The sequence below is a fragment of the Nesterenkonia sp. AY15 genome (genome assembly GCF_022565855.1).
GTDB lineage: Bacteria > Actinomycetota > Actinomycetes > Actinomycetales > Micrococcaceae > Nesterenkonia.
In genome coordinates this window covers 747,647-767,800 of the sequence record NZ_JAJOYV010000001.1, presented here as the reverse complement: position 1 = coordinate 767,800, position 20,154 = coordinate 747,647, and the positions used below count along the sequence as shown (strand labels likewise).

The window sequence follows — 20,154 nt, the reverse complement described above, 5'->3', positions numbered from 1 at the left end:
TCACCCTCCCCCGGCTGAGCTGGGGACGAGCTGAATTCGTGATCCGGTGCAGTCTATGGCCTGAGCCTGCTCAGTGCGACCAGCGGGCGGGCCGCACCCAGGAACGGCCCTAGGAGCGGTCCGGGTACCGCCTGAGGTGGGCGATGGCGGCTGCGAGGCCGCCCCAGACCGTGGCCAGGGCCACGATCATCATGATCAGTGCGTCGGTCTCCATCAGCTCATGCCTCCCTCTCGGTCGACGAGGTTCTCGGTCTCAGGCTCTTCCTCGAGCGCCTCGGCGTGCAGCGCGGAGCCTTCTCGCCAGGGCAGAGCGGTCATCACGACGGCGGCCACCGCCACGAAGGCCAGGGCTCCCCAGCCGAAGGTCATCACGACCCAGGTGTCGAATCCGCCGTAGCCCTCGGTGACCTTGGAGCGGATGTCCATCACCAGGAGCACGCCCAGGACCACCGGGATGACCACGCCGATCAACGACTTCCAGATCAGTCCCAGCCGGATCGAGCCGTAGGCGTTCATCCCGGCGGCCAGCACATCGAGGCGTCGGAAGCCCCAGGTGACGGCGACGACCGCGATGAAGGCTGCGGCGACGATGCCCACGTTGTTGGAGAACGCGTCGATCACGTCGAGCACCGTGAGCCCGGAGACCCCGCCGAGCAGCACCACGGAGATCAGCGCGCTGGATCCTCCGACGAGGCCGACCGTCACCGGTCGGGACCAACCCGTCTTGTCCTTGACCGAGGAGATCGCCACCTCCAGCACCGAGATCTGCGAGGTGATGCCGGCCAGGGTCAGCGAGCCGAAGAAGAGCACGCCGAGCAGGGCGGAGGCCGGGGCCTCGGTGATGATGGTCGGGAAGGCGACGAAGGCCAGCCCGAGCCCGGAGGAGGCGACCTCGTCCACGGCGGTGTTCGCGGCGACGGCGATGAAGCCCAGTGCGGAGAAGACCCCGATGGCGGCGAGCAGCTCGAAGGAGGAGTTCGCGAACCCGACGACCAGTCCCGAGCCGGTGGCGTTGGACCTGCGCCGCAGATAGGAGGCGTAGGTGATCATGATGCCGAAGCCCACCGAGAGGCTGAAGAAGATCTGTCCGTAGGCCTGGATCCAGACGGTGCCGCTGGTCAGCGCGGACCAGTCGGGGGTGAACAGTGCGTTGAGCCCGGTGAGCGCTCCGTCGAGGGTGAGCGAGTAGCCGACCAGGATCAGGAACATCACGAACAGCACCGGTATCCCATACATGGAGACCCGGGCGATGCCGCGCCGCACGCCGAGCCCAAGCGCGACGAGCAGCACCATCCAGACGGCGATCAGCGGCCATCCCACCTGTGCCACGAAGTCCAGTGAGAGCCCGGAGCCTTCGGTGCCCGCCCCGTCGTACTGGAGATACTCGGTGAAGAAGAAGCTCTCGGCATCATCGCCCCAGGCCTGGGTGAAGGAGTACCAGGTGTACATGGCCGCCCAGGCGATGATGGCCGCGTAGTAGATGGAGATCAGGAAGCAGATCCCCACCTGGATCCAGCCGATCGGCTCGGCGTGCCGGTGCAGCCGCTTGAAGGCCAGCGGCGGGGATCCGCGGAACCGGTGGCCCAGGGCGTAGTCGAAGAGCAGGATCGGCAGCCCGGCGGTGAGCAGCGCGATCAGGTAGGGGATCAGGAACGCCCCGCCGCCGTTCTCGTAGGTGACGTAGGGGAAGCGCCAGATGTTCCCCAGACCCACGGCGGAGCCCACGGCCGCCAGGATGAAGACGGTCCGGGAGTTGAAGCTCTCCCGGATCCGAGTCCGTGCCGGCGTACGTGGGGTCATCGAGGCGTCTCGGCCCCGGTGAGCTCGGCGGTCAGGGCGGCCACGGCGGCGGGGCCGCCGTCGCGCAGCGCGGCGACCAGTGCGGTGCCCACGATGACGCCGTCGGCGTAGCGGCCGATCTCCTCGACATGGGCCCGGGTGGAGACCCCGAGTCCGACGCAGACCCGCTCGGCGCCCGCGTCGCGGGCCGCGCTGACCACGCGTTCCGCGGCGTCGGAGACCTGGTCGCGGGCTCCGGTCACGCCCATCACGGAGACGCCGTAGACGAAGCCGCGGGAGGCCGAGACGATCTGCGCCACCCGTTCCGCCGAGGAGGTCGGAGCGGTGAGGAACACCCGGTCCAGTCCATGCTTCTCGGTGGCGGCGATCCAGTCGCCGCCCTCATCGGGGATCAGGTCCGGGGTGATCGCGCCGGCGCCGCCGGCCTCGGCCAGACGCCGGGCGAACTCGTCGGCGCCCATCCGGTCGATCAGGTTGTAGTACGTCATCACCAGCACCGCGGCGTCGGTGGCCTCGACCACGGCCGCCACGATCTCGAAGACCTCGGGCAGCCGGAATCCACGGGCCAGCACCTCGGTGGTGGCCTGCTGGATGACCGGGCCGTCCATGACCGGATCGGAGTAGGGAACCCCGATCTCGATCACGTCGGCGCCGTTGCGAGCCAGCTCGATGGCGGCCGCGATGGAGGTCTCCTTGTCCGGGTAGCCGGCCGGCAGGTAGCCGATGAAGGCGGCCCGGCCCTGCGCGCGGGCGGCCTCGATCGCGTCCGCGGTCTTGGAGGAGGCGGTGGCGGAGGGGGCGGTCGTGGAGGTGGCCTGGGACACCGGTGCGCTCGACTGGGCGGGGGTGGCTTCGGTGCTCATGACTGGACTCCCGTCTGGGGTGCTTCGGAGGCGCTGTCGCCGGTGCGCTGCTGCGCCTCGGCTTCGGCGATCGGGTCGTTGGCCTGGCCCGGGAGCAGCCGGAACCATTCGGCGGCGGTCTCCACGTCCTTGTCGCCGCGCCCGGAGAGGTTGATGATGATGATCTTGCCTTCGCCGTCCGCGCCCCATTTGCGGGAGAGCCGGGCCGCACCGGCCAGCGCGTGCGCCGATTCGATGGCAGGGATGATGCCTTCGGTGCGGCAGAGCAGCTCGAAGGAGGCCATGCACTCGGCGTCGGTCACCGGCTCGTAGATGGCGCGTCCGGTCTCAGCGAGGTACGCGTGCTCAGGACCGACCGAGGGGTAGTCCAGGCCGGCGGAGATCGAATGTGAGTCCACGGTCTGGCCGTCCTCGTCCTGCATCAGGAAGGAACGCGCACCGTGCAGCACGCCGGAGCGTCCCAGCGTGATGGCCGAGGCGTGCCGGCCGGTCTCGATCCCGTCGCCGCCGGCCTCGAAGCCGTAGAGCGCCACCTCGGGGTCGTCGAGGAACCCGTGGAAGAGGCCCATCGCATTCGAGCCGCCGCCCACGCAGGCCGCCACGGCGTCGGGCAGGCGTCCTTCCATGGCGAGGATCTGTTCACGGGCCTCGTCGCCGATCACCTGGTGGAACCAGCGGACCATCTCGGGGAACGGGTGCGGGCCGGCCACGGTGCCCAGCAGGTAGTGGGTGTGCTCCACCGAGGCCACCCAGTCGCGCAGCGCCTCGTTGATCGCGTCCTTCAAGGTCTTCGCGCCGTGGTCCACCGGGATCACCTCGGCGCCGAGCAGCCGCATCCGGGCCACGTTCAGCGCCTGCCGGCGGGTGTCCTCGGAGCCCATGTAGACCACACAGTCCATGCCCATCAGCGCGGCGGCGGTGGCGGTGGCGACGCCGTGCTGGCCTGCGCCGGTCTCGGCGATCAGCCGGGTCTTGCCCATGCGCTTGGCGAGCAGCGCCTGACCCAGCACGTTGTTGATCTTGTGCGAGCCGGTGTGGTTGAGGTCCTCGCGCTTGAGGAAGATCCGGGCGGGGCCGGCCTCGGCGGCGAAGCGTGAGACCTCGGTCAGCAGCGAGGGGCGCCCGGTGTAGTCCCGGCCGAGGCGGTGGACCTCGGCGAGGAACTCCGGATCCTGCTTCGCCTCACGGAAGGTCTGTTCCACCTCATCAAGGGCGGCGACGAGCGATTCCGGCATCCAGCGTCCGCCGAAGTTCCCGAAATAGGGCCCTTCGTGGTCGCGGTACTTCTGTGTCTCCTCAGCGGGAGCGCTCATGGTCTCTCCTCGATGTTCTCCGCCGCTCTGGTCATCCAGCACGGCGCCGGTGGAATTCTGCGTCGCCCGAGAAGGGCGGATGCTCAGACCTGCTGAAGCTCTGCGTGGACGAAGCTCAGACGAGGCTTGCGGTGCGGAAGCTGCGCAGCGCCGTCTCCGGCTCGCCGTCCTTGACCAGGGCCTCTCCGACCAGGACGGCGTCGGCGCCCTGGGCGGAGTAGTCGGCGACCACCTGCGCGGAGGTCACGCCGGATTCGGCGATCCGCACCACATCCTCGGGCAGGTGCTGGGCCATCGTGGCGTAGTGCGCGACGTCGACCTCCAGGGTCTTGAGGTTGCGCACGTTGACTCCGACGATCTTGGCGCCCAGCGCGACGGCGCGCGCGATCTCTTCCTCGGTGTGCGCCTCGACCAGGGCTTCCATGCCCAGGTCGTGGGTCAGGGCGAGGAAGTCACGCAGCGTGTCGTCGTCGAGGGCCGCGACGATGAGCAGCACCAGGTCCGCGCCGTGGGCGCGGGCCTCGTAGAACTGGTACTCCTCGACCATGAAGTCTTTGCGCAGCACCGGGATCTCCACGGCGGCGCGCACCGCGTCGAGGTCGGCCAGGCTGCCGTTGAAGCGCCGTCCTTCGGTGAGCACGCTGATCACTGCGGCCCCGCCGTCCTGGTAGGACCGGGCGAGCTTGGCCGGATCGGGGATCTCGGCCAGCGCACCCTTCGAGGGTGAGGAGCGCTTCACCTCGGCGATGATCCGCACGCCGTGCGGGTCCTCGCGTCCCGCCAGGAGCGCGGCATGGGCGTCGAGCGCGGGAGGCGCAGCGGCCGCCGCTGCGACGATCTGCTCATGCGGAACCGAGGCGCGGCGCGCCTGGAGGTCTTCGCGGACCCCTGCAATGATCGAGTCGAGGACGCTCACCATTCAGCGTGCGGCGGTTTCTGGCCGCCGCTTGTCCTTGCCGCCGCGGGTGTTGTCCGGGCTGGCCGGACCCTGGTGGGCACGGGCGCTCTCGCCGTTCTTGAGCACCGCTGTGGAATCCATCTCCACGCCGTAGCCCTTGGCCTTGAGCACGAGGCCCAGGATGATCGCCAGCGGGAGGAAGAGGATCGAGATCCAGACCAACACCCAGACCTCGAGCACCATGCCGAGCCCGGCGATGATCGAACCGACGATGAGGGTGAGGCTCAGCGCCCAGGCTGCAGGGGTGGAGCCGTGGCCGATGTGATCGTGATGGATGAACTCATCATCGATCTTCTCGCCGGGAGCTGGCTCGGTGTCGCGCAGAGCATTGGTGTTGGCCATTCTGGTCCTCTCTAGAACGTGCGGCAGTGCTCATTCAATTCTGCGACCCATTCTGCCACGTATGGATGCGCCTCGTCGTCGGTGACGTCGCGACGCGAAACCTTCAGCGACCAGGGCCGCCGGGGTTTCAGCGGCGGGGGTCTGTGGGGTCCTGGCCGTCGGAGAGCCCGTCCCAGAGGTCGAACTCGTCGGGTCCGGACTCGGGACCGCCGTCACCGCGCTTCGCGGCCGGAGTATGTGAGGTGCCCTCCTGGCCGGCCTCGACCGCCCCGCCGTCGGGGGCATCACCGTCGAGCTGGCCCTGAGCGCCGTCCTCGGCGGTGCTGACCTGGTATCTGCGGGACTTGCGGTCCGGCCAGCGATGGGAGACGACCAGCAGCGCGAGCGAGGCGATGAGCAGCAGCAGCGCGCCGATGAAGCCCAACCAGACGGCCATGCTCAGCTCGTAGCGCGCGGCGTCGGCGGTGGTGCCGGTGATGTCGCCCAGCGCCGCGGAGGCCGCATTGGCCGGGTCCGCGAGCACCGAGCGGATGGCCAGCAGCGCGATGACGGCGGCGCCGAAGAGCACCGAGCCGATGACGACGCGGCCCAGCCGCTTCGCGATCGTGACCGCGACGCCTGCGGCGAGCCCGACCAGGCCCATGGCGGTGACGGTCTCGACCAGCTCGGCGCCGGTGATGGCCACTTCCTGGACCGTGGAGGTGGAGCCCAGGCCGTAGGCGTGCACCCAGGTCATGGTGGATGAGATCAGCAGCAGCGCGCCGCCGAGCAGGGACATCAGCACCACGCCACGACGTGTCATGATCCTGCGGAGTCGCGAGGCGATCGAGGAGCCGCGGCCTTCGGGGCCGGGGTTCTCCGGGGACGGGGTGGTCTTGCTCATGTGTGCTCCAGACGATCGGCGGCCAGCACCGCGCGCAGCGGTGCGGCGGCCTTGTTCACGGTTTCCTCACGTTCGGCGTCGTCGTCGGAATCGGCCACGATGCCTCCGCCGGCCTGCACGTAGGCCCGACCACCCTTCAACAGCGCGGAGCGGATCGCGATGGCGGCGTCCATCCGTCCGGAGAGGTCGAAGTAGCCGACCACTCCCCCGTAGATCCCGCGCCGGGTGGGCTCCCAGGCGTCGAGCAGCTGCAGCGCGCGCGGCTTCGGCGCCCCGGAGAGCGTGCCGGCGGGGAAGGTCGCGGAGAGCACGTCATAGGCGCTGTGCTCGGGTGCGAGTTCGCCCTGCACGTGGCTGGTCAGGTGCATCACGTGGCTGAAGCGCTCCACCGCCATGAACCGGGTGACCTGGACCGAGCCGGGGACGCAGACCTTGGCCAGGTCGTTGCGCGCCAGGTCCACCAGCATGATGTGCTCGGCGCGCTCCTTCTGGTCCGCCAGCAGGTCCTCGGCGAGCTCAGCATCCTGCCTCGGGGTCTCCCCGCGGGGGCGGGTGCCGGCGATCGGGTGGGTGATCACGGTGGTGTCCTCCACGGTGACCAGCGCCTCCGGGGAGGCCCCGACGAGCTGGTAGGGCTCGCCGTCGGGGGTCTCGAAGTGCATCAGGTACATGTACGGGCTGGGGTTCAGCAGCCGCAGCATCCGATAGACGGCGAGGGCGTCGACGTCGGTCTCGACCTCGAAACGTCGGGAGACCACGATCTGGAAGACCTCGCCGTCGATGATGGCCTGCTTGGCCTTGCCCAGGGTGGCCAGGTATTCGTTCTGGTCCCAGGCGTGGACGACCCGGTCGGTGAGGTCCTGCTTCACGGCCGCACCCCAGTGCGGCTGGGCGGTGGAGACCACCGGTGCGACCGGTTCGGCGAGCGTCGCGCTCATCCGGTGCAGCCGGGCGACGGCGTCGGCGTAGGCTCCCTCGGCGCCGGTGTCCTGGCCGTCGAAGTTGATCGCGTTGGCCACCAGGGTGACGGTGCCGTCGCGGTTGTCATGCACCGCGAGGTCCGAGACCAGGTTCATCGCCATCTCCGGGACGTGGAGGTCGTCGGTGGGCGGGTGGGGCAGCTTCTCCCAGTGTCGGATGACGTCCCAGCCGGCGTAGCCCACCAGGCCCGACGTCAGGTGCGGCAGCTCCTCGATGAAGGGCCGACCCGGGGTCGCGCGTGCGGCGGCCTCGGCGGCTCCAGCGGCGGTGCCGTCCGGGCTGTGCGTGGCGGCGTCCGGGCCGTGCGTGGCGGTGCCGGAGAGGAAGTCCAGGGTGTCGCGCAGCACCGCGGCGGTGGTGCCCTCACGCGGAGTTCCGACCGGGGGCTCCCCGATCCAGTGTGCGGCGCCGTCCTTCTCGCTGAGCGTGGCGGAGGAGCTCACGCCGATGAAGGAGTGCCGGGACCAGGCGGCGCCGGGGGCGGCGGACTCCATCAGGAAGGTGCCCGGGCGGGCGGCTCCGGCGTCGTCGGTGGCCAGCGCCCGGTAGATGCTCAGCGGGGTGTGGGAGTCGGCGAGCAGCGTCATGGACACCGGGATCACCCGGTGATCGTGGGCCAGCTCGAGGAACTCCTTCGCTCCGGGGACCACGGTGCCGAGGTCATGCATCGGTGATCTCCCGTCCGGTGAAGCAGGCGGTGGTGCCGGTGTGGCAGGCCGGTCCGGACTGCTGGACCCGCATCAGCACGGTGTCGCCGTCGCAGTCCAGCGCGAGCGAGACCACCTGCTGCACGTTGCCGGAGGTCGCACCCTTGCGCCAGAGCTCCTGGCGGGACCGGGAGAAGTAGACGCCCTGTCGGGTGGCCAGGGTGATCCCCAGCGCCTCCTCGTTCATCCAGGCCAGCATCAGCACCTCGGAGGTCTCGGCGTCCTGGGTGATCACCGGCACGAGTCCGTCGGCGTTGAAGCGCACGGCCTCGCGCACCGCCCGTGGGAGGAGTGGCATCTCGGCTTCTTCGCTGCTGCTCATGCGGACCTCATCTCACCGGGTATCCGGCGGATCGAATGGCGTCTTTGACCTGGGCGATCATGTCATCGGGCCCGAAGTGGAACATCGAGGCGGCCAGCACCGCGTCGGCGCCGGCCGCGATGGCGGGCGGGAAGTGGGCCGGGACTCCGGCGCCGCCGGAGGCGATCAGCGGGACCCGGGTCACCGCGCGCACCGCGGAGATCATCTCGGTGTCGAAGCCGTCGCGGGTGCCGTCGGCGTCGATGGAGTTCAGCAGGATCTCCCCCACCCCGCGCTCGGCCGCGTCGCGGCACCACGCCAGCGCGTCGATCCCGGTGCCGGTGCGGCCGCCGTGGGTGGTGACCTCGAAGCCGGATTCGGTGGCGTCGCTGCGCCGGGCGTCGAGGGAGAGCACCAGGACCTGGTTGCCGAAGCGGCCGACGATCTCGTTGATCACCTCGGGGCGGGACACCGCGGCGGTGTTGATCGAGACCTTGTCGGCCCCGGTGCGCAGCAGCCGGTCCACATCTTGGGGCGAGCGGATGCCTCCGCCGACGGTGAGCGGGATGAAGACCTCTTCGGCGGTGCGGGTGACCACGTCGTAGGTGGTCTCCCGGTCGGCCGAGGAGGCGGTGACGTCGAGGAAGGTCAGCTCGTCGGCGCCGGCCCGGTTGTAGCGGTGGGCCAGCTCCACCGGGTCACCGGCGTCGCGGAGGTTCTCGAAGTTGACCCCCTTGACCACGCGACCGGCGTCGACGTCGAGACAGGGGATGACTCGGATTGAAAGTGTCATCTGCTGTCCCGCGATCAGATGCGGCAGGCGTGGATGGAGGAGACCAGGATCGCGCGGGCGCCGAGCTCGTAGAGCTCGTCCATCAGCTGGTTGGTCTTCTTGGCGGGGACCATCGAGCGCACGGCCACCCAGTTCTCGTCCGCCAGCGGAGAGATGGTCGGCGATTCCAGGCCCGGGGTGATCGCGGCGGCCGCCGGCAGCAGGTCCCGGTGCACGTCGTAGTCCATCATCACGTACTGGGCGGCGACCATCACGCCCTGCAGACGGCGGATGAGCCGGTCCAGGCCCTCGGGGTGCTGGTCGCGGCCGGAGATCAGGATCGCCTCGGAGCGCATGATCGGCTCGCCGAAGGTCTCCATCCCGGCGGCCTTGAGCGTGTTGCCGGTCTCGACCACGTCGGCGATGGCGTCGGCCACGCCGAGCCGCACGGAGGTCTCGACCGCGCCGTCGAGGTGGACGACCTCGACGTCGGGCACGCCCTGGTCCTGGAACCACTGGGCCAGCAGGCCGTCGTAGCTGGTGGCCACCCGGGTGCCGGCGAGGTCTGCGGCGCTGGTGAATCGTCCGGCGGGTCCGGCCAGGCGGAAGGTGGACTTGCCGAAGCCCAGCCCGAGGACCTCTTCGGCGCCGTGGTCCACCCGGGCGTCCTGGAAGAGGTCGCGGCCGGTCAGGCCGACGTCGAGGGTGCCGGCGCCGACGTAGACGGCGATGTCGCGGGGCCGCAGGTAGAAGAACTCCACCCCGTTCTCCTCATCGAGCATGACCAGTTCGCGCCGGTCGCGGCGCTGGACGTAGCCAGCCTCGGAGAGCATCTCCATGGCGGCCTCGGAGAGGGCGCCCTTGTTCGGAACAGCAATGCGCAGCATAGGGATCTCGTCTTTTCGTGTGCAGGTGACGGCGGTGTCGGCGAACTCGCCCGGGAGGTTCAGAGGTACTTGTAGACGTCCTCGGGAGCGATGCCCTTGGCGATCATCATGACCTGCAGATGGTAGAGCAGCTGGGAGATCTCCTCGGCGGTCTCCGCATCACTCTGATACTCGGCCGCCATCCAGACCTCGGCGGCCTCTTCGACGACCTTCTTGCCGATCTGATGGACGCCTGCATCGAGGGCTGCGACGGTGCCTGAACCCTCCGGACGGGTCTCGGCCTTCTGGGCAAGTTCGGCGTAGAGCTGATCGAAGGTTTTCACCGCTCCAGGGTATCTCACCGGTTCAGCGCGGCGATCTCCACGGCTGCGGCGACGGCGGCGTGGGCCGCCTCGAAGCCCTTGTCCTCCTTGGAGCCCTCCAGACCGGCGCGGTCCAGCGCCTGCGCCTCGTCGTCGCAGGTGAGCAGTCCGAAGCCGACCGGGGTGCCGGTGCTCAGCGCGACCTGGCTCAGACCGTCGGTGGCGGCGGTGCAGACATAGTCGAAATGCGGGGTCCCGCCGCGGATCACCACGCCCAAGGCGACGACGACGTCGAAGCTCCTCGCGGCATGGGAGGCGATCACCGGCAGCTCGAAGGAGCCGGGAGCCCGGATCACGGTGACGTGCTCAAGACCGATCTCCGCGCAGAAGCGGCGCGAGCCGGCGATCAGCCCGTCCATGACCACCTCATGCCAGCGCGAGGCGACGACGGCGACGCGCAGGTCCTGCTCGGCGGCAGCGGTGCGCAGCGCCGCCAGCTCGGAGGTCTCGATCTGGGGTGTTCCGGTGCCGCTCATGCGGGCTCCTCTGCTGTGGTGGTCGGTGTCATGGGGATCACTGCCGGTCAGGTGTCACTGTTCGTGACATCTCGGGGTTCGTGACGTCTCAGGGTTCGTGACGTCTCACTGCTCGTGCAGCTGGAGGTGGTCCAGCGTGTGGTTCATCCGGTCCCGCTTGGTCTCCAGGTACCGGCGGTTGGTCGCGTGCACCACTCCGGTGGAGGGCGCCAGCTCGACGTCGAGCCCGGCGCTGCGCAGGGTCTGCACCTTGAGCGGGTTGTTCGTCATCAGCCGCAGCCGGCGGATGCCGGCGGCGTAGAGGATCGCAGCGGCGCCGGAGAAGTCGCGCAGCTCCGCGGCCAGCCCCAGCATCTCGTTGGCCTCCACGGTGTCCGCGCCCTGCTCCTGGAGCTTATAGGCGCGCATCTTGTTGGCCAGACCGATCCCGCGGCCCTCGTGGCCGCGCAGATACAGCAGGTGCCCGCCGTCGTGCTGGATGGACTCCAGCGCGGAGGCCAGCTGAGTGCCGCAGTCGCAGCGCCGGGAACCCAGCACGTCTCCGGTGACGCACTCCGAGTGCATCCGGATCAGCGGCCGCGTGGTGGCCTCATTGCCCTCACCGGGAGCCTCGGAGCGGGCGGAGATGAGCATGTGCTCGTGTCCGGTGGCGTGCTCGGTCCAGACCTGGGCGGCGAAGACTCCGTGATCGGTGGGCAGGGTGACCACCGGTCCGGGGGTCACCAGCTTGGACAGCTCGTCGCCGGGCGCCTCCCAGCTGGCGGCCACCGAGTCCATCGCGGTACCCGGCTTGGGGGTGCCGCCGCGGTAGACGATAAGATCGGCGATCGAGATCAGCGCATACTCGTGCTCATCGGCGAACTTGCGCAGCGCGGGCAGGCGCATCATCCGGCCGTCGTCGTGGGTCAGCTCGGCGATGACCCCGACCTCGGGGAGCCCGGCGAGCCGGCAGAGGTCGACTGCGGCCTCGGTGTGGCCGTCGCGCCCGAGGACTCCCTGCGGATCGGCGATCAGCGGGAAGATGTGCCCCGGGCGGCTGAGGTCCGCCGCGGTGCTCGCCGAGTCTGCCAGCACCTTCACGGTGAGCGCCCGGTCGGCCGCGCTGATCCCGGTGCTGACCCCGGTGGTCGCGTCGGCGCTGATCGTGTACGCGGTGCCTTTGGGGTCCTCGTTGTCCACCACCATCGGGGGCAGTCCCAGGTGCTCGGCGCGTTCGGCGGTCATCGGGGTGCAGATCACGCCGGAGGTGTAGCGGATGGTCAGCGCCATCAGCTCGCTCGTGGCCATCGCAGCCGGGAAGATGATGTCGCCCTCGTTCTCCCGATCGGCGTCGTCGACGACGATCACCGGGCGCCCCGCGGCGAGCTCGTTGAGCGCGACGTCGATCCGGTCCAACACCGGAGCAGGGGTCTCCGGCTGGGGAATCGCGGGCACCGACCCCGGCTTCTGGTCGGTCGTGGGCGGCTCGTCGGCCGCACGCGGCTCGGCGGCGGAATCGGCGGATTCGGCGGATTCGGCGTCCGGCGCGGCGGCAGGGGCGACGGCGGCTGTCCGGTCAGCGGCGAGGTGCTGGTCGAACTGGAGCATCCGGCGGGCGTACTTCGCCAGCACGTCGACCTCGATGTTGACCTGTTCACCGATCCCGGTGCTGCCCAGGGTGGTCTCGGCCAGCGTGGTGGGGATCAGGCCGACCTCGAACCAGGGGTCGGTCGCCCCCGGGGCGGAGACCGCGGTGACGGTCAGCGAGACCCCGTTGATCGCGATCGAGCCCTTCTCCGCGATGTACGGCGCCAGCTCGGGGCTGATCAGGAAGCGGTGCCGGCCGTCCCAGGGATCTGCCTCGATGAGCTGCGCGAGTCCGTCGACGTGTCCCTGCACCACGTGCCCGTCCAGCCGGGCGCCGGAAGGCAGGCAGCGTTCAAGGTTCAGCGGGTCCCCCACCTTCAGCTGTCCCAGCGTGGTGCGCGAGAGGGTCTCGCGGATCAGCTCCACGCTGACCTGCTCGGCCTCGATGGCGACCGCAGAGACACAGACGCCGTTGACGGCGATCGAGCCGCCGAGCCCGAGCCCCTCGGTGTGTCCCGGGGCCGCGAAGCTCAGCCGCTCCACGCCCTTGGCCGGATCGAACCGACGTGTAAGGACCTCTCCCAGACCAGTCACGATTCCGGTGAACATGTATCTCCTTTCGGCTGCAGGTGCACACAGACATCGGAGTCCATGATCTGCACCGGCCCGCTCTCCGCGGGGTCAAGAGCGAAGCGGGGCGCCTCGCTCAGCGTTCTCACACCGATGTCACCGATGCTGTCACGGCCTGCTCCGAGCAGCAGCGGCGCATGGTAGGCGAATACCTCATCGACGAGATCGGCGGCGAAGAAGGCCGAGAGCACGCTCTGACCGCCTTCGACCAGGACATGCTTGATCGGGTAGCCGCCGTGAGTGGTCTGCGCGAGCTCCTGCAGGGCCGCCAGCGGGTCTCGGGTGCGCAGCTGCAGCCAGCCGTCGCCCTCGGGAAGACCCTGGGTCAGCTTCATCCCCGGACGCACCGGAGTGATCCCCATCACCACCCGCAGCGGCTGACGCAGAGCGAGCTCCCCGGAGGGGGTGCGTGCGGTGAGCCGGGGGTCATCCACCGCGACGGTGTTGGTCCCGACCAGGATCGCGTCGGTCCGGCTGCGCACCATGTGGGTGTGGTCTCGTGCCGCTTTGGAGGTGATCCACTGGCTGGTGCCGTCTGCGGCGGCGATGCGCCCGTCGAGGGTCTGCGCCAGATGGGCGGTGACAAAGGGACGGGCCTGCCGGGCGGCTGCGACCCAGCGGTGGTTCAACGCCTCGCACTGCTGCGCCAGCACCCCGGAGACGACGTCGATGCCGGCGCGCCGCAGCACACCGGCTCCCCCGCCGTTGCTCGAGGGGTCCGCCGCGCCGTGGACCACACGTCCCACGCCGGCGTCGATGATCAGCTGGGTGCAGGCGGGCTGGCGGCCCTGATGTCGGCAGGGCTCGAGCGTGGAGTACAGGGTGGCGGAGCTGAGGTCCGCCCCGCCGGGGTGCTCACGGAAGAAGGAGACCAGTGCGTCACGCTCGGCGTGGAAGGTGCCGGCCCCGCGGTGGTGACCGATGCTCAGGACCTCAGACTCGGCGGAGACCAGGATCGCACCCACCAGCGGGTTGGCTCCGCGAACGCCGAGGAGGGCCGCCTCGAGGGCCTGGTGCATCACAGCTTCGTCTGGCACCGCATCGTCCTTCCCGGCGTGTCGACGCACTCCGGGGAGGCCGACGCCGCGGTGGCGTCGGTCGAGAACGAATGGCGGGCTCGCGGGGTCGCGGAAACAGCCACACGGACTCTCGTGCTTCTCCCATCCAGACTGTGACTGTCGGTACCGGAATTCCACCGGTTCAACCAAGCCATGCGCAGCGGACTGCGCATGATTCGGGTCGCGGACTATGACCGCCGGTTCGGACTTTCACCGATCCCGGAGCACGAAATGTGTAGCACCAAGTGTGCCACATGCGCGTCTCGCACGGGATCGATGCCGCTGAGGGTGAAATGTCAGTTCGGCTGAGCCGTCGCGGCCGGTGAGGTGTCGCCGCGGCTGGAGCATCACGCGGGTGGAAGATCACGGCGGCGCGGACGAGACGAGAAGAGGGCCCGAGACCTGGTGGTCTCGGGCCCTCTTCATCTGCCGCCTGCCGGGCGACCCATCTGAGCGGATGACGAGATTCGAACTCGCGACCCCCACCATGGCAAGGTGGTGCTCTAGCCAGCTGAGCTACATCCGCATGAGTTCAGGATGCCCTGCCGTCCCGGAGGATGGCCGCATTTCCTGCACTCAGTGCGCGATACTGGGATCGAACCAGTGACCTCTTCCGTGTCAGGGAAGCGCGCTACCGCTGCGCTAATCGCGCCTATGCGTGGTGTCTCCACCACCGTGGCGTGTCGTTCTGTGCTGCAACCATCATTCTGCTGTGTCACTGCATCTCGTCGCCGCCGCGTCCGGCGAACCGGATGCACCTGCGAGGTGGGGACGGGAATCGAACCCGCGTTAACGGCTTTGCAGGCCGCTGCCTCGCCACTCGGCCACCCCACCGCAGTCAACCGCCGACTTGACGAGTCTTGAGCTGACATTCAGTGGTAAGGCCTGATCAGGCCCTCACACCTTGAGAGGAACTCATAATGAATCCTCTCATACCTCACGTGCTTGATCTTACGAGCGGATGACGAGATTCGAACTCGCGACCCTCACCATGGCAAGGTGATGCTCTAGCCAGCTGAGCTACATCCGCAGTGCTGTCCCGACCGCAGTTTTTCGCGGCGTTTCAACGACTTGAAACGATAGCGCAGGTCTCGCCCGCACGTCCAATCGGGACGCGGCACCGGCCCCCGCGCCCCGGCAGGACACCGGCCTGGCCTCCGACTGAGCCCCGCAGCGCTCCGGTCCGACTCACTCCGGGCCGTGTCCGACCCAGGTGGCAGACTGGAGGCGATGACACAGCCAAGCCTCGCGCACGCCACAGATCACGGCCGCATGTATTCACGCTCTCTCAGCGGCACCCCTGAGGTGCCCTCGATCACCACGGTGATCTCGCAGGAGCACAAGGACCTGACCGGCTGGGCAGGGCACATGGCCAGCGCAGAGCTCGCCGGAGACGAGCGGCTGGCCAGCGCCGTCGGCTCCCCCGCCGAGCTCAAGCGACTCGCACGGCAGGCCTCCTCGGCCGCCGAGCGCTTCCGTGACGCCGCCGCCGCCCGCGGGGATCGAGTCCACCACTACGCCGAACAGGTGGCGCTCGACTCCCTGGGGCTGACTCACGGCGCCGATGAGGCCCGCGAAGCGCTCGCCGAACACCGCGAGACCAGCTTCGCCGACCGCTTCGACGAATGGTGGCAGCTCTACGATGTGACCCCGCTGGCCGCCGAGGTGACCGTCTGGAACCACGCCCTGGGCTATGCCGGCACATTGGATCTGGTCGCCGACATCGGCGGGCGCACCTGCATCATCGACTTCAAGACCAAGGGACTGACCCGTGCTGGTCGCGCCAAGCCGCTGAGCGACTCCGTGGTGATGCAGCTGGTCGCTGGCATGCAGGCCGAGGAGATGCTGGTCGACGCCAGGGCCGGCGAATGGAAGCCCTGGCCCTACGGCGAGGACCCGATCCTGCTGGCGGTCGCGGTCTCCGAGGCGGAAGTGGTGCCGAACCAGGCCAATCCGGCGGTGCTGAAATCGCACTGGCACAAGTTCTGGGCGCTGCGCCAGGTCTGGGAGCACAGCAGATCCGCCGAGTCGGCGGGCACCGCGCTGCGTCCGATCGCGCCGCCGCCGCTGCCCGCCCCAGCCGGCTCCGGCGCTGAACAATGACAGAATGTCCCCCATGACTGTCCTGAGCATCCGCATGATCGGCGATCCGGTGCTGCGCACCCCCGCGGCCCCCGTGAAGACTGTGGACGACAGCACGGCGGAGCTCATCGCTGACATGTTCGAGACCATGGACGCCGTCGCCGGCATCGGTCTGGCGGCTCCGCAGGTCGGGGTGAGCCGCAGGATCTTCACCTTCGACGTGGTCGGAGAGCGTGGAGTTGTGATCAACCCCGAGCTGACGCTGCTCGGGGAGCGAAGCTTCACCGCGCGGGATCCTGAGCACGGCGCTGCCGAGGGCGAGAACCTGCTCCGCGAGGGATGCCTCTCGGTGGCCGACATCTACGCCCCGGTGACGCGCGCCCAGGAGGTGCTGCTCACCGGCACCGACGCCGACGGCTCCGCGGTCCGACTCGAAGCCACCGGACTGCTGGCCGCGTGCTTCCAGCACGAGGTGGATCATCTCGACGGCCGACTCTTCGTGGATCGACTCACCGGCGCAGACAAGGTCGCCGCAGTCCGGGCGCTGCGCTCACGGGAGTACGGCCAGGCCATCGATCAGACTCTCGGCTCCCGCAAGTCCAGCCACAGCAGCTTCTTCGCCCCCTGAAAGGCCGATACAGACCATGCAGCAGTTCACCGAAGAAACCCTGGCCGCGGCCCGCGCCAAGACGCGCGGCACCATCCCCGGACCCGGCCGGATCATCTTCGCCGGCACCCCGGAGATCGCCGCCACGGCGCTGCGGACGCTGCTGCGCTCGGGCGCCGAGGTCGCGGCAGTGCTCACCCGACCTGACGCCCCGGTGGGACGACGCCGGAAGCTGACCCCCTCCCCGGTGGCGCAGGTGGCCGAAGAGGCCGGCATCCTGGTGATCAAGGCCGACACCGTCGACGCCGAGGTCACCGCCGAGCTCACTGCGGTTCAGGCCACGCTCGGCGTCGTCGTCGCCTATGGCGCCCTGCTGCCGACTGCCGCGCTACAGGCCCCCGCCCGCGGCTGGGTGAACCTGCACTATTCCCGACTGCCGCTGCACCGCGGAGCAGCGCCGGTGCCGCACACGATGCTCGCCGGCCAGACCGAGACCGCCGCCACGGTGTTCCAGCTCGAGCGCGGCATGGACACCGGACCGATCCACGGCACCTGCAGCTTTCCGATCGATGACGCCACCTCCGCCGGCACGGTCCTGGAGGAGCTGACGGTCCTCGGCGCCTCGCTGCTGATGGTGCTGCTGCCCGACCTTCTTTCTGGCAGCTCCACGCCTGAGGAGCAGGTCGGTGAGCCCAGCTACGCGCCGAAGCTCACTGCCGATGATGCCTTCATCGACCCGCGCCGCCCGGCCGCGGAGCTGGTGCACCGGATCAATGCGACCATTCCCGAGCCCGGCGCCTGGACGCTGAGCGCTGATCAGCGCATCAAGCTCGGCGTCGCGAGGCTCTACCGCCCCGAGCCGGGCATCACCGACGCCGGGCAGGCCGACGCCGCCCATGCGTCCGGACAGCCCGGACAGCCGGCCGAGCCGAACCCCCTCCAGGCCGCTCCCCCGATCGGCGAGGTGCGCCAGCTCGACCCCGAGCAGCCCGGCGCCCAGGCGCTGATCGGGTTCCGCGCCGGCGACGGTGCCGACGTGGTGCTCACCAGCGTCCAGCCCGCCGGCAAACAGATGCTCAACGCCGCCGACTGGTACCGCGGCCTGCACGGCCAGGTGCTGCTGGGTGGGCCGGAGCAGGAGCGACCCGACCAGGTGCTCCCAGACCACGCCGCGAACACCCCCGCCACACCCACCTCCCCGACGACCTCCACGACCCCCACGGAAGAGCGCACCCGATGAGCCACAGCGGCCGAGACGCAGGACAGCCGCCCAGTCGCAGGAACGAGAAGGGCCGCGAACGCAACCGCGGCGGAAAGGGCGCCGCCGGTCAGGGCAAGGCGGATCAGGGCAAGGGTGCGGCGGCACGCGGCTTCAGCGCCGCGGCACCCGCACAGCGCAAGCGTCGCGCTGATCCTGCGCGACTCACCGCCTTCACCGTGCTGCGCGCGGTCAGCCGCGACGACGCCTACGCCAACCTGACGCTTCCCGCCGAGATCAGGGCTAAGCGCCTGGACAAGCGTGATGCCGGCTTCGCCACCGAACTGACCTACGGCACGCTGCGCGGCACCGGCACCTACGACGCGATCCTGAGCGCCTGCGTGGACCGTCCGCTGGGCGAGCTCGACTCCCCAGTCCTGGACGCTCTGCGACTCGGGGCGCATCAGCTGCTGAACATGCGGGTCGAGACCCACGCCGCGGTGGATGAGACCGTGGCGCTGGTGCGCGCCGAGATCGGCGCCGGCCCCAGCGGGCTGGTCAACGCCGTGCTGCGCAAGGTCAGCGCCAAGACCCTGAGCGAATGGACCGAGAAGCTCTCCGCCGATCGCAAGCTCAGCGGCGACGACGCGCTCGCGCTGACCCACGCCCACCCCGCCTGGGTGGTGCGTGCGCTGCGCCAGTCACTGCGCCTGCACGGCCGCGGCACCGAGCTCGAGGCGCTGCTGCGCGCCGACAATGCCGCCCCCGAGGTCCATCTGGTCGAGCTTCCGGGGACCAGCCCGGCCGAGGGTGACCGGCTGCGCAGTGCACAGCAGGCCGGCGCCGTGGCATCCACCGCACTGACCGGGGCCGCGATCTTCCGCGGCGGCGACGTCGCCCGACTGCCCGGGACCCGCGAGGGCCAGCTGCGTGTCCAGGACATCGGCTCCCAGTGGGTCACCCGCGCCCTGGCTGACGCGGAGCTTCCCCAGGAGTCCGACACCGCCGAGCGCTGGCTCGACCTCTGCGCAGGCCCTGGCGGAAAGGCCGCGCTGCTGGCCGCACTGGCAGCCCAGCGCGGAGCCTCGGTGCTCGCCAATGAGCCCGCCGCCCACCGCGCGAAGCTCGTGACCAATGCACTGGCCGCGGTGGACCCGCAGGCCTGGACGGTGCGCACCGGCGATGGCCGCACCATCGCGGAGGCATCGGTCGGTTCCGGCTTCCAGCGCATCCTGGTCGACGCGCCGTGCACCGGCCTCGGTGCTCTGCGACGCCGCCCGGAGGCCCGCTGGCGGCGCACCCCCGGGGACCTCTCCGGGCTCACCGCACTCCAGCAGGAGCTCCTCGACGCCGCCGTCGGGGTCCTCGCTCCCGGGGGGCTGCTCGCCTATGTGACCTGCTCCCCACATATGGCCGAGACCGTGATCCAGGTCGATGACCTGCTGCGTCGCCACCCGGAGCTGGTGCTGCGCGACGCCCACGAGCCGATGCGTGCCGCGGCCGAAGACGCCGGCGCGGCGCTGCTGCGCGATGAACAGGGCAGCGCCAGCATCGAGACCGCCGCACGCTGTGTCCAGCTCTGGCCGCATGTGCACGGGACCGATGCCATGTTCTTCGCCCTGCTTCAGCGCCCGGTGGACGCGAAGAACGAGGCGCCTGCGGCCGAGGCGGACGCTGCTGCGGATGACCGGGCCGATAGGATCGCCCTGTGATCAGCCCCCGCATCCACCCCAGCATCCTCAACGCCGACTTCGCCAACCTCGCGAGCGAGCTGAGGCGGATCAGCTCCGCCGACGCCGTACACGTCGACGTGATGGACAACCATTTCGTGCCGAACCTGACCATCGGACTGCCGGTGGTGAAGTCCCTGCGCGCGGCCACCGAGCTGCCCATGGACATCCACCTGATGATCGAGGATCCGGACACCTGGGCGCCGCAGTACGCCGAACTCGGCTGCGAATCGGTGACCTTCCACGCCGAGGCTGCGCAGGCACCGATCCGGCTCGCCCGCGAGCTGCGCTCCCAGGGCGCCCGATCGGCGATGGCGCTGAAGCCGGCCACCGGGATCGAGCCGTATCTGGACATGCTCGGAGAGCTGGACATGCTCCTGCTGATGACCGTGGAGCCAGGCTTCGGCGGTCAGAGCTTCCTGGACCTGATCCTCCCGAAGATCCGCCGCGCCCGCCAGGCCGTGGATGACCTGGGCGGGAACGTGGCGCTGCAGGTCGACGGCGGCATCAGCACCGAGACGATCCAGCGGGCCGCCGAGGCGGGTGCAGACACCTTCGTCGCCGGTTCGGCGGTCTACTCCGCCGAGGACGCCGCCTCCGCCATCGCCGAGCTGCGCAGACTCGCCAGCTGACGCCAG

20 protein-coding genes, 4 tRNA genes and 1 riboswitch are annotated in these 20,154 nt (G+C 69.8%); of the genes, 5 read left to right on the top strand and 19 right to left on the bottom strand.

Annotated features, from left to right (window positions below):
* Positions 1–109: 109 nt before the first annotated feature.
* From LSI54_RS03485 to LSI54_RS03390, 19 genes are all read right to left on the bottom strand, one after another.
* On the bottom strand, positions 110–214 hold the full coding sequence (locus tag LSI54_RS03485) for a methionine/alanine import family NSS transporter small subunit (RefSeq protein ID WP_241464360.1): 105 nt from the start codon (positions 212–214) through the stop codon (positions 110–112).
* Entirely contained in the window at positions 214–1,800 is a 1,587-nt protein-coding gene (locus LSI54_RS03480) for a sodium-dependent transporter (RefSeq protein WP_241464359.1), read from the bottom strand. The genes LSI54_RS03485 and LSI54_RS03480 overlap by 1 nt, the downstream gene beginning before the upstream one ends.
* The gene (gene trpA / locus LSI54_RS03475) at positions 1,797–2,663 is read right to left on the bottom strand and encodes a tryptophan synthase subunit alpha (protein WP_241477760.1); all 867 of its coding nucleotides are present in this window, start codon (positions 2,661–2,663) and stop codon (positions 1,797–1,799) included. Before trpA ends, LSI54_RS03480 begins: the two co-directional genes overlap by 4 nt.
* On the bottom strand, positions 2,660–3,976 hold the full coding sequence (gene trpB, locus LSI54_RS03470) for a tryptophan synthase subunit beta (RefSeq protein WP_241464357.1): 1,317 nt from the start codon (positions 3,974–3,976) through the stop codon (positions 2,660–2,662). The genes trpA and trpB overlap by 4 nt, the downstream gene beginning before the upstream one ends.
* Positions 3,977–4,091: 115 nt before the next feature.
* On the bottom strand, positions 4,092–4,895 hold the full coding sequence (trpC, locus tag LSI54_RS03465) for an indole-3-glycerol phosphate synthase TrpC (RefSeq protein WP_241469947.1): 804 nt from the start codon (positions 4,893–4,895) through the stop codon (positions 4,092–4,094).
* Positions 4,896–5,276, bottom strand: coding sequence for an HGxxPAAW family protein (locus LSI54_RS03460; protein WP_241464355.1), 381 nt, complete (start codon positions 5,274–5,276; stop codon positions 4,896–4,898).
* Between the two features lie 127 nt (positions 5,277–5,403).
* On the bottom strand, positions 5,404–6,159 hold the full coding sequence (locus LSI54_RS03455) for a Trp biosynthesis-associated membrane protein (RefSeq protein WP_241477759.1): 756 nt from the start codon (positions 6,157–6,159) through the stop codon (positions 5,404–5,406).
* Positions 6,156–7,808, bottom strand: coding sequence for a chorismate-binding protein (locus tag LSI54_RS03450; protein ID WP_241477758.1), 1,653 nt, complete (start codon positions 7,806–7,808; stop codon positions 6,156–6,158). The genes LSI54_RS03455 and LSI54_RS03450 overlap by 4 nt, the downstream gene beginning before the upstream one ends.
* A complete protein-coding gene (hisI, locus tag LSI54_RS03445) occupies positions 7,801–8,169 on the bottom strand; it encodes a phosphoribosyl-AMP cyclohydrolase (RefSeq protein WP_241469950.1) in 369 nt (122 codons plus the stop codon). The genes LSI54_RS03450 and hisI overlap by 8 nt, the downstream gene beginning before the upstream one ends.
* A gap of 7 nt (positions 8,170–8,176) precedes the next feature.
* Positions 8,177–8,941 carry an imidazole glycerol phosphate synthase subunit HisF gene (gene hisF, locus LSI54_RS03440; RefSeq protein ID WP_241464351.1) on the bottom strand — a complete coding sequence of 255 codons (765 nt, stop codon included), beginning with the start codon at positions 8,939–8,941 and terminating at the stop codon, positions 8,177–8,179.
* A 14-nt stretch (positions 8,942–8,955) separates the two neighbouring features.
* Positions 8,956–9,807, bottom strand: coding sequence for an ATP phosphoribosyltransferase (gene hisG, locus LSI54_RS03435; protein ID WP_241464350.1), 852 nt, complete (start codon positions 9,805–9,807; stop codon positions 8,956–8,958).
* 59 nt (positions 9,808–9,866) lie between these two features.
* Positions 9,867–10,130 carry a phosphoribosyl-ATP diphosphatase gene (locus tag LSI54_RS03430; RefSeq protein ID WP_241464349.1) on the bottom strand — a complete coding sequence of 88 codons (264 nt, stop codon included), beginning with the start codon at positions 10,128–10,130 and terminating at the stop codon, positions 9,867–9,869.
* Positions 10,131–10,144: 14 nt separating this feature from the next.
* Positions 10,145–10,645: a 6,7-dimethyl-8-ribityllumazine synthase gene (gene ribH, locus LSI54_RS03425; RefSeq protein WP_241464348.1), complete on the bottom strand. Its 501-nt coding sequence runs from the start codon at positions 10,643–10,645 to the stop codon at positions 10,145–10,147.
* 105 nt (positions 10,646–10,750) lie between these two features.
* Positions 10,751–12,820, bottom strand: coding sequence for a 3,4-dihydroxy-2-butanone-4-phosphate synthase (ribB, locus tag LSI54_RS13130; RefSeq protein ID WP_342357791.1), 2,070 nt, complete (start codon positions 12,818–12,820; stop codon positions 10,751–10,753).
* Entirely contained in the window at positions 12,802–13,878 is a 1,077-nt protein-coding gene (gene ribD, locus LSI54_RS03410) for a bifunctional diaminohydroxyphosphoribosylaminopyrimidine deaminase/5-amino-6-(5-phosphoribosylamino)uracil reductase RibD (RefSeq protein ID WP_241477757.1), read from the bottom strand. Before ribD ends, ribB begins: the two co-directional genes overlap by 19 nt.
* A gap of 110 nt (positions 13,879–13,988) precedes the next feature.
* Positions 13,989–14,131: riboswitch (FMN riboswitch) on the bottom strand.
* A 220-nt stretch (positions 14,132–14,351) separates the two neighbouring features.
* Positions 14,352–14,425: transfer RNA gene (locus tag LSI54_RS03405), tRNA-Gly, on the bottom strand.
* Positions 14,426–14,479: 54 nt separating this feature from the next.
* Positions 14,480–14,551: transfer RNA gene (locus LSI54_RS03400), tRNA-Val, on the bottom strand.
* Positions 14,552–14,662: 111 nt separating this feature from the next.
* A tRNA-Cys gene (locus LSI54_RS03395) sits at positions 14,663–14,733 on the bottom strand.
* Between the two features lie 122 nt (positions 14,734–14,855).
* Positions 14,856–14,929, bottom strand: a tRNA-Gly gene (locus LSI54_RS03390).
* Between the two features lie 200 nt (positions 14,930–15,129).
* On the opposite strand from LSI54_RS03390, the gene LSI54_RS03385 reads away from it, so the two are divergent.
* The 5 genes from LSI54_RS03385 to rpe are packed head-to-tail and all read left to right on the top strand — an operon-like array spanning position 15,130 to position 20,148.
* Positions 15,130–16,002 (top strand): PD-(D/E)XK nuclease family protein, encoded by an 873-nt coding sequence (locus LSI54_RS03385; protein ID WP_241464345.1) that lies wholly within the window; start codon positions 15,130–15,132, stop codon positions 16,000–16,002.
* Positions 16,003–16,015: 13 nt separating this feature from the next.
* Positions 16,016–16,609 carry a peptide deformylase gene (gene def / locus LSI54_RS03380; protein ID WP_241477756.1) on the top strand — a complete coding sequence of 198 codons (594 nt, stop codon included), beginning with the start codon at positions 16,016–16,018 and terminating at the stop codon, positions 16,607–16,609.
* 16 nt (positions 16,610–16,625) lie between these two features.
* Complete coding sequence (locus tag LSI54_RS03375) at positions 16,626–17,828, top strand: methionyl-tRNA formyltransferase (RefSeq protein ID WP_241477755.1); 1,203 nt, start codon at positions 16,626–16,628, stop codon at positions 17,826–17,828.
* On the top strand, positions 17,825–19,498 hold the full coding sequence (locus LSI54_RS03370) for an RsmB/NOP family class I SAM-dependent RNA methyltransferase (RefSeq protein WP_241477754.1): 1,674 nt from the start codon (positions 17,825–17,827) through the stop codon (positions 19,496–19,498). The genes LSI54_RS03375 and LSI54_RS03370 overlap by 4 nt, the downstream gene beginning before the upstream one ends.
* Positions 19,495–20,148 (top strand): ribulose-phosphate 3-epimerase, encoded by a 654-nt coding sequence (gene rpe / locus LSI54_RS03365; protein WP_241464341.1) that lies wholly within the window; start codon positions 19,495–19,497, stop codon positions 20,146–20,148. The genes LSI54_RS03370 and rpe overlap by 4 nt, the downstream gene beginning before the upstream one ends.
* The last annotated feature ends 6 nt before the right edge of the window (positions 20,149–20,154 follow it).

Excerpts from the sequence above, each read along its gene's own strand:
- LSI54_RS03485 (WP_241464360.1), bottom strand. The coding sequence starts at position 214 with ATGGAGACCGACGCACTGATCATGATGATCGTGGCCCTGGCCACGGTC.
- LSI54_RS03480 (WP_241464359.1), bottom strand. The coding sequence starts at position 1,800 with ATGACCCCACGTACGCCGGCACGGACTCGGATCCGGGAGAGCTTCAAC.
- trpA (WP_241477760.1), bottom strand. The coding sequence starts at position 2,663 with ATGAGCACCGAAGCCACCCCCGCCCAGTCGAGCGCACCGGTGTCCCAG.
- trpB (WP_241464357.1), bottom strand. The coding sequence starts at position 3,976 with ATGAGCGCTCCCGCTGAGGAGACACAGAAGTACCGCGACCACGAAGGG.
- trpC (WP_241469947.1), bottom strand. The coding sequence starts at position 4,895 with ATGGTGAGCGTCCTCGACTCGATCATTGCAGGGGTCCGCGAAGACCTC.
- LSI54_RS03460 (WP_241464355.1), bottom strand. The coding sequence starts at position 5,276 with ATGGCCAACACCAATGCTCTGCGCGACACCGAGCCAGCTCCCGGCGAG.
- LSI54_RS03455 (WP_241477759.1), bottom strand. The coding sequence starts at position 6,159 with ATGAGCAAGACCACCCCGTCCCCGGAGAACCCCGGCCCCGAAGGCCGC.
- LSI54_RS03450 (WP_241477758.1), bottom strand. The coding sequence starts at position 7,808 with ATGCATGACCTCGGCACCGTGGTCCCCGGAGCGAAGGAGTTCCTCGAG.
- hisI (WP_241469950.1), bottom strand. The coding sequence starts at position 8,169 with ATGAGCAGCAGCGAAGAAGCCGAGATGCCACTCCTCCCACGGGCGGTG.
- hisF (WP_241464351.1), bottom strand. The coding sequence starts at position 8,941 with ATGACACTTTCAATCCGAGTCATCCCCTGTCTCGACGTCGACGCCGGT.
- hisG (WP_241464350.1), bottom strand. The coding sequence starts at position 9,807 with ATGCTGCGCATTGCTGTTCCGAACAAGGGCGCCCTCTCCGAGGCCGCC.
- ribH (WP_241464348.1), bottom strand. The coding sequence starts at position 10,645 with ATGAGCGGCACCGGAACACCCCAGATCGAGACCTCCGAGCTGGCGGCG.
- ribB (WP_342357791.1), bottom strand. The coding sequence starts at position 12,820 with ATGTTCACCGGAATCGTGACTGGTCTGGGAGAGGTCCTTACACGTCGG.
- LSI54_RS03385 (WP_241464345.1), top strand. The coding sequence starts at position 15,130 with ATGACACAGCCAAGCCTCGCGCACGCCACAGATCACGGCCGCATGTAT.
- def (WP_241477756.1), top strand. The coding sequence starts at position 16,016 with ATGACTGTCCTGAGCATCCGCATGATCGGCGATCCGGTGCTGCGCACC.
- LSI54_RS03375 (WP_241477755.1), top strand. The coding sequence starts at position 16,626 with ATGCAGCAGTTCACCGAAGAAACCCTGGCCGCGGCCCGCGCCAAGACG.
- LSI54_RS03370 (WP_241477754.1), top strand. The coding sequence starts at position 17,825 with ATGAGCCACAGCGGCCGAGACGCAGGACAGCCGCCCAGTCGCAGGAAC.